The 14,336-nt window shown below is 43.1% G+C and carries 5 protein-coding genes, 2 tRNA genes and 2 rRNA genes; 5 read left to right on the top strand and 4 right to left on the bottom strand.

Annotated elements, in window-relative coordinates; genetic code table 11:
- Positions 1–12: 12 nt before the first annotated feature.
- The 3 genes from mutL to amaB all read right to left on the bottom strand — a co-directional run bounded on the left by mutL (position 13) and on the right by amaB (position 4,951).
- Positions 13–1,884, bottom strand: a complete 1,872-nt coding sequence (mutL, locus tag GFH32_RS15700) for a DNA mismatch repair endonuclease MutL (RefSeq protein ID WP_153512487.1) — start codon at positions 1,882–1,884, stop codon at positions 13–15.
- Between the two features lie 242 nt (positions 1,885–2,126).
- On the bottom strand, positions 2,127–3,416 hold the full coding sequence (lat, locus tag GFH32_RS15695; protein ID WP_153512486.1) for an L-lysine 6-transaminase: 1,290 nt from the start codon (positions 3,414–3,416) through the stop codon (positions 2,127–2,129).
- Positions 3,417–3,421: 5 nt separating this feature from the next.
- Positions 3,422–4,951, bottom strand: coding sequence for an L-piperidine-6-carboxylate dehydrogenase (amaB, locus tag GFH32_RS15690; RefSeq protein WP_153512485.1), 1,530 nt, complete (start codon positions 4,949–4,951; stop codon positions 3,422–3,424).
- Between the two features lie 402 nt (positions 4,952–5,353).
- Here amaB and GFH32_RS15685 point away from each other — a divergent pair, with 402 nt between their 5' ends.
- The gene (locus GFH32_RS15685) at positions 5,354–6,511 is read left to right on the top strand and encodes an acyl-CoA dehydrogenase family protein (protein ID WP_153512484.1); all 1,158 of its coding nucleotides are present in this window, start codon (positions 5,354–5,356) and stop codon (positions 6,509–6,511) included.
- Between the two features lie 4 nt (positions 6,512–6,515).
- Here the strand turns inward: GFH32_RS15685 and GFH32_RS15680 are convergent, their stop codons facing one another.
- Complete coding sequence (locus GFH32_RS15680) at positions 6,516–7,796, bottom strand: hypothetical protein (protein ID WP_153512483.1); 1,281 nt, start codon at positions 7,794–7,796, stop codon at positions 6,516–6,518.
- A 1,533-nt stretch (positions 7,797–9,329) separates the two neighbouring features.
- Here GFH32_RS15680 and GFH32_RS15675 point away from each other — a divergent pair.
- From GFH32_RS15675 to GFH32_RS15660, 4 genes are all read left to right on the top strand, one after another.
- Positions 9,330–10,858, top strand: a 16S ribosomal RNA gene (locus GFH32_RS15675).
- A gap of 131 nt (positions 10,859–10,989) precedes the next feature.
- Positions 10,990–11,066: transfer RNA gene (locus tag GFH32_RS15670), tRNA-Ile, on the top strand.
- Between the two features lie 13 nt (positions 11,067–11,079).
- Positions 11,080–11,153, top strand: a tRNA-Ala gene (locus GFH32_RS15665).
- A 225-nt stretch (positions 11,154–11,378) separates the two neighbouring features.
- Positions 11,379–14,260, top strand: a 23S ribosomal RNA gene (locus tag GFH32_RS15660).
- Together the 16S and 23S rRNA genes with 2 tRNA genes alongside form the textbook arrangement of a ribosomal RNA operon.
- Positions 14,261–14,336: the final 76 nt, after the last annotated feature.

Below are 14,336 nucleotides of genomic sequence, written 5' to 3'. Positions count from 1 at the left end.
TTCAATAGTGCGCTAAATATTTCTTGCAAAACGCTCTGCGAGCTCTTGTAGTGTGTACGTTATAATAACTGGTCTACCCTGAATCGATATATTCGGCGATTCGCAGGCGAATAAACGATCAATTAAATCTTCCATCCCCTGATTGTCGAGCTTTGTGCCCGCTTTAATAGCCGCATTTTTTGCTAAACTCTTGGCTAATTTCTCCCGCTTATTCAGACGCAAATCGCTTTGGTTTTTAAAATCTTCCAGCAATTGCTCAATAATCTGACCTTCGTTAACATTGTCTAAATCCGCAGGAATGCCATCTACCACAAAGGTCGACTTCCCAAAAGGGCGTAGCTGGAATCCTAAAGAGTGAATCTCAGGCAACATATCTTGGATTAAAGCAAAGTCTGCAGCGTTCAACTCCACGGTTTGTGGAAATAAACTTTGCTGGCTAGAACCCTGATTGCTCTTGAGATGCTGTTGAAATTGCTCAAACAAAATACGCTCATGTGCTGCTTGCTGATCAATTAGCATAAAGCCAGAGTGAATCTGCGATACAATATAACGATTATGTAATTGGAAGAACTGCTTTTTAGGTTGATCTGACGGTTGAATGAAAGAGTTCTCTTTAGCTGGATCTTCCGGGATCAATGGTAGTTGTATTGCTTCTTCTTGTTCGCTGATTTGATATAGGGTATCCCAATTCTGAGGAATGCTTGATTTTCGCTCCAAAGCTTCTGGGTAACTATAAGAACGACTAACCGCTGATCTCGATCGAGGGTTGCCATCATCAAATGGATTGAAGTTCGGATTAAAGTTAATCGTAGGAACCTGGATCTCATCTAAAGGCTTTGGCGTAATGAGATTATCAAAACCTGTTTCTTGTTCAAAATCCAAAGATGGCGTAATATTGAAACGACCTAAAGAACGCTTAACTGCGGATCGCAAAATAGCGTATATGGCTTTCTCGTCTTCATACTTGATTTCCGTTTTTGTGGGATGTACATTGATATCAATCTTTGAAGGATCAATATCGATAAACAAAACATATAGCGGAAATAGATCGGCAGGAAGAATATCCTCGTACGCATTGAGAACAGCATGATTAAGATAATGATCCCTAATAAAACGATTGTTAACGAAGAAAAACTGTTCTCCACGAGTTTTTTTTGCAAACTCCGGTTTTCCAATGTAGCCTTTAATTGTAATAATTGTTGTAGTCTCTTCAACGGGGACCAAGCGTTGATTGTAGCTGTTTCCGAAAAGATGTACAATACGTTGCTTTAAGGTTTCTTTCGGTAAATGAAATAACTCATTACCGTCGCTATGTAAGGAAAAGAAAATCTCAGGATGTGCCAATGCGATGCGTTGAAACTCATCGAGGATATGTCTCAATTCGACGGAATTGCTCTTTAAGAAATTGCGTCGCGCTGGTATGTTGTAAAATAGATTCTTTACTGAAATGCTCGTTCCTGCTGGTGCTTGATCGGGATACTGTTGTACAACCTCCGAACCCTCAATCTCTACGACAGTACCCAACTCGTCTTCATGACGGCGAGTGCGAAGTTCCACGTGCGAAATCGCAGCAATCGATGCCATCGCTTCCCCGCGGAAACCCATCGTACGGATGGCAAATAAATCCTCCGCCTTACGGATTTTTGAAGTCGCATGTCGTTCAAAACATACACGCGCATCCGTAACACTCATCCCACAGCCATTGTCAATTACTTGAATCAATGTCTTCCCGGCGTCTTTGACAATAAGTTTTATATGGTCTGCTCCAGCATCTATAGCATTCTCCATCATCTCCTTAACCGCTGAAGCTGGTCGTTGAACAACTTCTCCGGCGGCAATCTGATTAGCTACTGAATCTGGAAGCAATTGAATAATATCCGACATAGTCTACAAAGTTAACAAAAATGATGCTAATCATACCCCATACGTAAAGCATATCCCTTTCCGCTTGAATTACAATTTATTGCCTTTCTTGGTATAACATCAAAGCAGGTAAATATGTTCTTTTATTACTGACGCATTGACAGTTTGGTAAAAGAAAAGAGTCGCTAGTTGAAGCGACTCTTTCTAAGGCTTTTAAAATGATTTAAGTTCCTGTCTTAAGCAAAGCTTTTGACAGGTTCTTGTTAACTCAATAGCTTATCGACAATGGCAATAGCCTTATCGATCTCTGCTTTGGAGGCGGTAAGATGCGGTCTAAATCGAATACTCCGCTCGCCACAGCCTAAAATCAACATTTTCTCCTCCATTGCTTTCGCAACTAAGGCATCACGATCTTTATCTGTTGGCAAATCAAAAGCACATAACAGCCCTTTTCCTCTAACTGCGGTGATGTGCGCGTGTTTATTTGATAATAGCTGTAATTGTTCTATTAAATAGTCGCCGAGGACAGCAGCCTTAGCAACCAGATCTTCTTGCTCAATGATTTCTAAAATTAAACGAAATCTTACCATATCAACCAGGTTACCACCAAAGGTCGAATTGATGCGACTTGACTCTTTAAAAACATGATGCTCAACACGGTCAAATTTCTCGCGATTTGCCAAAATGCCACACACCTGAGTTTTCTTTCCAAATGAGATGATATCTGGCAGAATGCCTAGATGCTCATAGCACCACATCTTTCCGGTCATAGCGATCCCCGTCTGTACTTCATCCAAAATCAACAGAATATCATATTGGTCACATAGCTCACGTAATTTTTGGAAAAATTCCTTTCGAAAATGATTGTCTCCACCTTCTGCTTGAATAGGTTCTATGATCAAACTAGCGATATCGCGTGGATTTTTCGCAATCGCAGCTTCGATTTCATTAATGGCAACTTGTTCGCTTTTGATCGTTTCATTGATAGATTCTTCCGTCAATGGATAATTCAGCTTCGGATTACTGATGCGAGGCCAGTTGAATTTCGGAAAGTACATGTACTTTCTTGGGTCTTTTGTATTGGTTAGGGATAGTGTATATCCTGATCTGCCGTGAAAGGCCTGTTTAAAGTGGATGACCTGACTAGCTTCATGATTGACACCCTGACTAATGTTTAATCGAGTTTTCCAATCGAACGCTGCTTTTAGTGCATTTTCCACAGCCAATGCGCCACCGTCGATAAAAAAACAGTAACTCAATTCTTTGGGAATGCCAACACGCTCAAACGTATCTAAAAAATCTGCATATTCTCTAGGATAAACATCCGATAAAGCAAGTTTATTAATAGCAACATTTTTCAGGGCCTCAGCGTTCTTCAAAATATGCGGATGATTATAACCAACGGGGGAGGAAGCGAACATGCTAAACATGTCCAAGTATTCATTTCCATCGACATCCACAATGTAGGAACCGTGCGATTTCTCCAAGTCAATGACAACTGGTAGCCCATCTGCCAATATATGTTTCGATAATCTTTGATGTGTTTCTCTCATAAAGCTTATAAATCAAATTTAATCCCTTGTGCCAAAGGAAGGTTCGCAGTATAGTTAATCGTATTTGTTTGGCGGCGCATGTATACCTTCCATGCATCAGAACCAGACTCTCGGCCTCCGCCGGTTTCTTTTTCTCCTCCAAATGCTCCTCCAATTTCGGCGCCCGATGTTCCGATATTAACATTTGCAATACCACAGTCGGATCCATTTTGGCTTAAGAAAAGCTCCGACTCGCGCAAGCTATTTGTCATAATCGCGGATGATAACCCTTGTTTTACCGAGTTCTGAAGTTTGATACCCTCCTCAAGTTCTCCGCTGTATTTAATAAGGTATAAAATAGGAGCGAAGGTCTCGTGTTGAACAATCTCATAGTGGTTCTCTACTTCGGCAATTACAGGAGTGACATAACAGCCACTTTCATAACCTTTACCATGCAGAACTTCACCTTTCGTCAATAGCTTACCACCTTGTTCTTTGATTTTGTTTAGTGCATTGAGGTACATGTCAACCGCTGCGGTGTCAATCAAAGGTCCCATATGGTTTTTAACATCCAATGGGTCTCCAATCTTAATCTGTTTGTATGCGTCAACTAATGATTTCTTAACCTTTTCATAAATGCTTTCATGAATAATCAATCGTCTAGTGCTTGTACAACGTTGTCCTGCAGTTCCTACAGCTCCAAATACGGCACCTATAATTGTCATCTTCAAATCTGCACTTGGTGTAACGATAATTGCATTATTTCCGCCAAGCTCTAACAATGATTTACCGAGACGTTGTGCAACAGTAGTAGCAACAATTTTTCCCATACGTGTAGAGCCTGTCGCCGAAACCAAAGGAATACGTTCATCGGATGAAATCCATTCACCAACCTCTTTATCGCCAGTTACGATAGATGAGATACCTTCGGGTAATTTGTGCGCTTTTAAAATGTCCGCAATAATGTGCTGACAAGCTACCGCACAGAGTGGCGTTTTCTCGCTTGCTTTCCAAACAACAACGTCGCCACAAACTAATGCTAAAGCCGCATTCCAAGACCAAACCGCGACAGGAAAATTGAAGGCGGTAATAATACCAACAATCCCTAGAGGATGATATTGATCGTACATCCGGTGACCAGGACGCTCTGAATGTATCGTGTTGCCATATAGTTGTCGCGAAAGTCCCACTGCGAAATCACAGATGTCAATCATTTCCTGTACTTCGCCCATTCCCTCTTGATACGATTTACCCATCTCATAGGAAACCAGTTTTCCAAGAATTGGCTTTAATTCTCGAAGTTTTTCACCCAAAAGACGGACAATCTCGCCACGCTTAGGGGCAGGGATATCTCGCCAAATGAGCTGTGCCTTCTCCGCTTCTTCTATAACTTTCTCATATTCTTTTTTCGTACTGCTCTGAACCTTAGCGATCAGTTTACCGTTGCTGGGTGAGTATGACTCGATCAGACTGCCTTTGGAAAACCATTTGCTCCCAGTAGATGTGCCTAAGTTGTCTGCCTCAATTCCTAATGCTTTTAATTCTTTAGATGTCATATTATGGTTTATATTATTCGAATTTCTACTAAATATATAGAATATTATTTATTAAATATACGAATAAATCGAATTATATAAATTTTATTACATCAGTTTTTGTACATTGTTAATTATTTGTTTCACTAGCTAAGATGTTGAAACAGTGATAGAAAGGGAGAGTTTAAATTAAAATAGCAACCAAGAAGGTTTTGGTTGTCAGAAATTAAGTGATTGCAGTCATTTCTCGATATTTAAGTATCTCTTATCTTTAAGTTTACGAGTGAGCTGTTGAGTAGTGTTCGGATTAACAGCACATGAACTCATGAAATAGTATGAAGTAGGAATCGGATGATAAATCTTAACTTTATTAGATTAATCTTTTTGGCGCGTGCTTCTCACATCGAATAATAAAAAGAAATTATGGCAGACTATTTTGATATAGAATCCCTTTTGTCAACGGAACAGATTATAGTCCGCGATGCAATTCGTGGTTTCGTTGACCTAGAGGTACGTCCTCGTATCGATTCTTTCGCGCAAGATCATCAGGAAATTCCTAATCTAATGAAGAAATTGGGGGAGATTGGGGCGCTCGGTCCATTTATCCCGCAATCCTATGGCGGTGCAGGCTTGGATTATATAGCTTATGGTTTAATCATGCAGGAACTAGAGGCTGGTGATTCTGCTGTTCGCTCTGCGGCATCTGTACAGTCCTCGTTGGTGATGTATCCTATATACAACTTCGGCTCTGAAGCGCAGAAAAGGAAATACTTGCCGGCGCTAGCGAGTGGTAGTCTGATTGGCGCTTTCGGATTGACGGAACCAAATCATGGGTCGGATCCTGCGAGTATGGAAACTCGTTTGACGAAGGATGGCGATGGCTTTCGTTTAAATGGTGCGAAGATGTGGATTACCAATGCACCCATTTGTGATGTTGCAGTCGTATGGGCGAGGGATGAAAGCAATCAGGTTCGTGGGGTAATCGTTGAACGAGAGATGAAAGGGTTTTCTACTCCAGAAACCTTAAATAAGTGGTCATTAAGAGCATCGAAAACCGGTGAATTGGTATTTGATCAAGTTTTTATACCGAAGGAGAATGTGCTTCCTGATGTAAAAAGCATGCGCGGTCCGCTTTCCTGTCTTAATTCTGCGAGATACGGGATTTCATGGGGCGTGATTGGAGCGGCTATAGATTGTTATGAAGTCGCACTGAAGTACGCAAAAGAAAGACAGCAATTTGGTAAACCCATTGCTTCGTTTCAATTGCAACAAAAGAAGTTGGCTGAAATAATAACAGAAATTACAAAAGCACAACTGCTTTCTTGGAGACTTGGGGTATTGAAAAATGAAGACAAAGCGACTCCACAGCAAATCTCAATGGCAAAGAGGAACAATGTGAACATGGCTCTTCAAGTAGCACGAGAGGCGCGACAGATATTAGGCGCGATGGGAATTGTCGGCGATTATCCGATTATGAGGCATATGATGAATCTAGAGTCAGTTATTACATACGAAGGGACGCACGATGTACACCTCTTAATAACAGGACAAGATATTACCGGCATCAGCGCTTTTGAATAGAAAATTATCTATTATACGACATATCGCTTATCCAACGGAACCCTCGATTCTTCAAATCAATGTTTTCCATATCTATCTTATTAATAAAGATAGATATGGAGTCGATCCGTTCCAACCCCTTTAGCATAATCCCATTGCTACGTACTTCATATTGAAAATACTGCGTTCTTTCGTTTTGCTTGCCAATAATTTTTAGCTCTTTCTTGCTGCTGTCAGTTACGATTTGATATAGTTGACCGTTCTGCTCTTGATCACGAATCATAATCGAATGATTATTTATAAAAACGAATAAATGCCACTGATCGGGAATGCCTAATTTTTTACGGTTCTCATATTCATTAACGGGAATGTAATAGACACCATATAACTCACTTTCTTTTTGTAAATGCGTTTTTAAAAACTCATTCGTTCGAAGTACGCTGTGTAGCGCTAATATTAAGGTTCCAAAAATTAGCAAACTCTTAAGGCTTATGAGTACAATCTTTTGCCAAGGCTTGGTAGCATGCAAATGGGGATTTGGAATCAGCCTTATTTCTTTATTCGCTATAAATAAAAGGTAAAGTTGTTTAAGGTTTGGCCCGAGGAGATAAATACATAGGATGACCAAGGCCGTTGATAGCATCTTGACGGGGACATCATAAAAGTAATTTGTTGCCATAACATTGATACAGACAATGAGGCTGATCATGGCGCCAATTGTTGCGGTTTTCCTAAACAATAAAAGTGCGCCTAGTATTTCCGCAATTCCTATTGCAATATTATAAGCGGGAGAGGCCCCATAAAATGTCCAGGCTAATCCCATAGGAGAGAAGAGGTATAACGGTTCTGTTAATTTATATAAGGAGGGAAAGGGAAATTGTCCATGAAATAATTTGATGATGCCATAATTGAACATAGTGATACCTACGTAATATCGCACAGATACCGTCAACCAGTAGTATAGTTTTGGATACTGCGTGGTTCTCCTATCGAATAGTGACCAAACTAATGTGCCAATAAGTGATACGCCGATTATAAATAATAAAATTAGCCAATGCATCGTCGTGTCCCCACTTCCATTCTTATAATAAGGTATCGTTTGATCGATTTTTATTAAGTCAGCAGTGAGAAATTCGATTACTACTGTCAGTACTTTATGGATGAATGGGAAAATTGGTGTAAGGAATAAAAAGGTGTGGTTGTTAAGGAGCAGAATAAAGAGGCCAATCATTAAAAAGCAAAATCTAAATAATATAGCTTGTTTTGGAAACATCATAGCGGAGGTGTTATCGTCTTTAGTGTGCATATTTTGGTTGGTATACTTAATAAATATAGAGTTTGCACTTTTTAATAAGTTATAGATTTTGCTGTTTTAACTTTATTTAAGATTCAATACGCCTTGCTAAGGCAGCAGTTGAGGTAACGCGATGATCTTCGCATGACCTCCGATCTGGAATTCATACAGCTAAAAACAGTGTAGGCACTATTTGCCAAACAGTACTATATATAAGGTGACATGTTGAACTCTCGTTTTCATTTCTAATAATTCCTTTTAAGGAGGCGGATATAATTGGAGCCTGGAACGCTGGACTTAAGTAAGTATGGATGGCAACGGTTTTGTTGCCGCTAGAATTAAGGTGATAATAAATATTGCCTTCAGCTCACTGGCTAATAGTTTAGCCAGTCCTTATGTGACAACAATAGCAGATGTGTTCGGCATAGCCGTTTGTTTTATACCTGCTACCTACATCTTATTATATAATAACTACCTATTTTTGTATACTTACTTTTCAAGTTTTCCAACAGCTCGAAATACAATAGTACCTTACCTTTATATATAGCGTTTGTTAATTCGATCTAAATTCCCCTTGGCCTCGACCTTACTTATTCTCTAGTTTTCTATTGAGCTCAAGCCTACCTTAGGCCTAGCTGATCCCTAGCTTAACCCAATATTGATTATTTTCAAGGCTTGAGCTGTGGCTGAGTTTTACTGAACCTCTGCTTTTAGCTACTAATTTTTGTAATCCTTAAGCGGGTAGGGGATGTTTTATAGAAGTGAATGGGACGATTTTTTATCGGCGATGCAATATTCTTTTACTTTTTTAGCCTCCTTAACACGAAGCCAATCCTTAATTTTAAGACACTGAAAACAATCTTGCGGCTATTTTCACTAATTTCTGGATGCAAAAGCTAACTACAAGGCTTAGCCACAACAACGCTACTAATCCGCCTTTAGGTATCCAAAACAGCTGTTTCTGTCCGATTATCCCTTTCCTGTAAACCTTTTATTTAAATTTATCCATCACATCTATAGCGAGTTACGCAAAAGCATAAAAAATATTCGTTGTTAGGTCTTGGAAGTATGGGATTAAAGTCCCTATCTTTGCACCACTCCGCAAGGGAGGGACGGTTAAAACAACCATGACATCGGGAAGGTAAGTAGACAAATTTTAGGGTATTATTCTTTAGAAAATGTGACTTAAAAAAAAGCTCAAAAAATATTTTAAAATAAATTTTGCAGATTAAAAAAAACCTTCTACCTTTGCAGTCCCAACTACGGGGAACGGCGGAAAGCGCAAGGCTTGACACCGACAAAAAATGAAAGTTTGAAGAGTGAATTCGTTCACCAGACAACATAGAAAAAGCAGAAGCGAGATGCGGAAGCGATAAGTTCTTTAAGAAATAATGATCAAGTAGCGCAGCGAGTAGACGAATGTCGAAAGTTGAAAACAAGAAGATTTTTTTAAATCAATTCAACCAGATCGGAACCAGGAAAACAGATATTAATACAAAGACAATTCTATTTTTTATAAATAGTCTTGATCTTACACTTCATTTTACAATGGAGAGTTTGATCCTGGCTCAGGATGAACGCTAGCGGCAGGCCTAATACATGCAAGTTGAACGGGATCCAGGTGGTAGCTTGCTATCATTTGGTGAGAGTGGCGCACGGGTGCGTAACGCGTGAGCAACCTACCCATATCAGGGGGATAGCCCGAAGAAATTCGGATTAACACCGCATAATACTACAGAATGGCATCATTTAGTAGTTAAATATTTATAGGATATGGATGGGCTCGCGTGACATTAGCTAGTTGGTGAGGTAACGGCTCACCAAGGCAACGATGTCTAGGGGCTCTGAGAGGAGAATCCCCCACACTGGTACTGAGACACGGACCAGACTCCTACGGGAGGCAGCAGTAAGGAATATTGGTCAATGGACGCAAGTCTGAACCAGCCATGCCGCGTGCAGGATGACTGCCCTATGGGTTGTAAACTGCTTTTATCGAGGAATAAACCTATCTACGTGTAGATAGCTGAATGTACTCGAAGAATAAGGATCGGCTAACTCCGTGCCAGCAGCCGCGGTAATACGGAGGATCCAAGCGTTATCCGGATTTATTGGGTTTAAAGGGTGCGTAGGCGGCACTTTAAGTCAGTGGTGAAAGACGGCAGCTTAACTGTCGCAGTGCCTTTGATACTGAAGTGCTTGAATGCGGATGAAGACGGCGGAATGAGACAAGTAGCGGTGAAATGCATAGATATGTCTCAGAACACCGATTGCGAAGGCAGCTGTCTAAGCCGTTATTGACGCTGATGCACGAAAGCGTGGGGATCAAACAGGATTAGATACCCTGGTAGTCCACGCCCTAAACGATGATAACTCGATGTTTGCGATATACAGTAAGCGTCCAAGCGAAAGCGTTAAGTTATCCACCTGGGGAGTACGCTCGCAAGAGTGAAACTCAAAGGAATTGACGGGGGCCCGCACAAGCGGAGGAGCATGTGGTTTAATTCGATGATACGCGAGGAACCTTACCCGGGCTTGAAAGTTACTGAAGGATGCAGAGACGCATCCGTCCTTCGGGACAGGAAACTAGGTGCTGCATGGCTGTCGTCAGCTCGTGCCGTGAGGTGTTGGGTTAAGTCCCGCAACGAGCGCAACCCCTATGTTTAGTTGCCAGCATTTAAGGTGGGGACTCTAAACAGACTGCCTGCGCAAGCAGAGAGGAAGGCGGGGACGACGTCAAGTCATCATGGCCCTTACGTCCGGGGCTACACACGTGCTACAATGGATGGTACAGCGGGCAGCTACATAGCAATATGATGCCAATCTCGAAAAGCCATTCACAGTTCGGATCGGGGTCTGCAACTCGACCCCGTGAAGTTGGATTCGCTAGTAATCGCGTATCAGCAATGACGCGGTGAATACGTTCCCGGGCCTTGTACACACCGCCCGTCAAGCCATGAAAGCTGGGGGTACCTAAAGCATGTAACCGCAAGGAGCGTGTTAGGGTAAAACCGGTAATTGGGGCTAAGTCGTAACAAGGTAGCCGTACCGGAAGGTGCGGCTGGAATACCTCCTTTCTAGAGCCTGATTCCGGCTCGTCTGCGCCACAATTGATCGTTTAAAAGAAAAAAGAGAAACACATTAGAAGAAAGTACCCACCCACCGTAAGGTTGGGATGAGGTCCTAGAGAAGATGAGAAAGATAAGCTAGTCCCGTAGCTCAGTTGGTTAGAGCACTACACTGATAATGTAGGGGTCAGCAGTTCAAATCTGCTCGGGACTACCATCAACACACGGACGGGGAATTAGCTCAGCTGGCTAGAGCACCTGCCTTGCACGCAGGGGGTCAACGGTTCGAATCCGTTATTCTCCACGAGTCATCAAAGATGAGGGTGTTTAGCAAAGAGGGATTAGATAGAGGGTCTATTAAGACATACAATATCTAATATCTAACTACTAAGATCTGAATCACTAATGAAGACAAAGAGTTCTTTGACATATTGAAAGAAAAGAGACACAAGAGAAGACAACAGAAGTTTGTTCTACTTGTAGAACAAGCAAAAGCAACCTATCACTTAGCAAAAGGGGTGATAGTGTGAAGAAAGTAAATAAGGGCACACGGGGGATGCCTAGGCTCTCAGAGGCGATGAAGGACGTGATAAGCTGCGATAAGCTACGGGGATTGGCAAATGCGAATTGATCCGTAGATTTCCGAATGGGGCAACCTAATATACTGAAGGTATATTGTATAATACGCGAACGCGCCGAACTGAAACATCTAAGTAAGCGTAGGAGGAGAAAATAATAATGATTTCCCAAGTAGTGGCGAGCGAACGGGAAAGAGCCCAAACCTATATTGTTACGGCAATATGGGGGTTGTAGGACCACGATATTGTACTGTGCTATGAACTGGAAGCAGGTGGGAAACTGCGCGATATGGGTGATAGCCCCGTACAGGTAAAGAATACAGACATAGTGGTATCCTGAGTACCGCGGGACCGGAGAAATCCTGTGGGAATCTGCCAGCACCATCTGGTAAGGCTAAATACTCCTGAGAGACCGATAGTGAACCAGTACCGTGAGGGAAAGGTGAAAAGAACCTCGAACAGAGGAGTGAAAAGAACCTGAAACCGTGTGCTTACAAGCGGTCGGAGCAGACAAGTTCTGTGACGGCGTGCCTTTTGCATAATGAGCCTACGAGTTACTCTTGTCCGGCAAGGTTAATTGATTAAGTCAAGGAGCCGAAGCGAAAGCGAGTCTGAATAGGGCGCATAGTCGGATGAGGTAGACGCGAAACCTTGTGATCTACCCTTGGGCAGGTTGAAGGTGCAGTAACATGTACTGGAGGACCGAACCGATAAACGTTGAAAAGTTTCCGGATGACCTGAGGGTAGGGGTGAAAGGCCAATCAAACTGGGAAATAGCTCGTACTCCCCGAAATGTTTTTAGGAACAGCGTCGGCATTGAGTCTAGCAGAGGTAGAGCTACCGATTGGGTGCGGGGGAGTCAAATCCTACCAAATCCAGACGAACTCCGAATGCTGTTAGATATGGCCGGCAGTGAGGCTTTGGGTGCTAAGGTCCAAGGCCGAGAGGGAAAGAACCCAGACCATCAGCTAAGGTCCCAAAATGTAGTCTAAGTTGAACTAACGAGGTCCGGTTGCCCAGACAGCTAGGATGTTGGCTTGGAAGCAGCCATTCATTTAAAGAGTGCGTAACAGCTCACTAGTCGAGCGACCGGGCGTGGATAATAAACGGGCATCAAGATTACTACCGAAGCTATGGATTACAATTTATTGTACTGGTAGGGGAGCATTCTATAGGGGGTGAATCCGCAAGGTGACTTGTGGTGGACTTTATAGAAAAGCAAATGTAGGCATAAGTAACGATAAGGCGGGTGAGAAACCCGCCCACCGAAAGACCCAGGTTTCCTGATCAACGCTAATCGGATCAGGGTTAGTCGGGGCCTAAGGCTTATCCGAAAGGAGATTGCCGATGGACAACGGGTTAATATTCCCGTACTATTAATAACTGCGATGTGGTGACGGAGTAGTGACACTGCCGCGAACTGACGGAATAGTTCGTTGAAGGACGTAGGTATTGGACTGGTAGGCAAATCCGCCGGTCTAGCTGAAATCTGATAGTACAGCAAACCCTCGGGGGCGCTGATAGTGCAGGTAAGCAGACTTCCAAGAAAACCCGCTAAGCTTCAGGTTATTAATACCCGTACCGCAAACCGACACAGGTGGTCGAGGAGAGAATCCTAAGGTGCTCGAGTGAATCATGGCTAAGGAACTCGGCAAAATGGCCCTGTAACTTCGGGAGAAGGGGCGCTTCCTCCAGCGATGGAGAAGCCGCAGTGAAAAGGCCCAGGCGACTGTTTAGCAAAAACATATGGCTTTGCGAAATCGAAAGATGAAGTATAAGGCCTGACACCTGCCCGGTGCTGGAAGGTTAAGAGGGGATGTCATCCGCAAGGAGAAGCATTGAATCGAAGCCCCAGTAAACGGCGGCCGTAACTATAACGGTCCTAAGGTAGCGAAATTCCTTGTCGGGTAAGTTCCGACCTGCACGAATGGTGTAACGATCTGGGCGCTGTCTCAGCCATGAGCTCGGTGAAATTGTGGTATCGGTGAAGACGCCGATTACCCGCAACGGGACGGAAAGACCCCATGAACCTTCACTATAGCTTAACATTGAAATTGGGTACAGGATGTGTAGGATAGGCGGGAGTATGTGAAGCGGTTTCGCTAGGAATCGTGGATACAACCTTGAAATACCGCCCTTTCTGTATTCGGTTTCTAATCCCGCATTGCGGGAGACATTGTTTGGTGGGTAGTTTGACTGGGGTGGTCGCCTCCAAAAAGGTAACGGAGGCTTTCAAAGGTAAGCTCAGTACGCTTGGTAACCGTACGAGGAGTGCAATGGCATAAGCTTGCTTGACTGTGAGACCAACAAGTCGACCAGGGTCGAAAGACGGACATAGTGATCCGGTGGTTCTGTATGGAAGGGCCATCGCTCAAAGGATAAAAGGTACTCTGGGGATAACAGGCTGATCTCCCCCAAGAGCTCATATCGACGGGGAGGTTTGGCACCTCGATGTCGGCTCGTCACATCCTGGGGCTGGAGAAGGTCCCAAGGGTTGGGCTGTTCGCCCATTAAAGTGGCACGCGAGCTGGGTTCAGAACGTCGCGAGACAGTTCGGTCCCTATCTGTTGTGGGCGTTGGAAGTTTGAGTGGATCTGACCTTAGTACGAGAGGACCGGGTTGGACGGACCGCTGGTGAACCTGTTATGCCGCCAGGTGTACGGCAGGGTAGCTACGTCCGGGATAGATAAGCGCTGAAAGCATCTAAGTGCGAAACTAGCCACGAGATGAGACTTCCTTATAGGGTCGTTGTAGATGACGACGTTGATAGGTCATAGGTGTAAAGGTTGAAAGACCAAAGCCAAGTGATACTAATAGCCCGAAGCTTTCCAATGCAGATAGTCTGTTGTCCTCTCTCTTTTTGAATCTTTTCTTTCAATAACATGTCATTGTTACTGTACTTGAACAAT

This window comes from Sphingobacteruim zhuxiongii, assembly GCF_009557615.1.
Lineage (GTDB): Bacteria > Bacteroidota > Bacteroidia > Sphingobacteriales > Sphingobacteriaceae > Sphingobacterium > Sphingobacterium zhuxiongii.
Note: the sequence above shows the minus strand (reverse complement) of the source record. Positions and strands in the feature narration are given on the sequence as shown.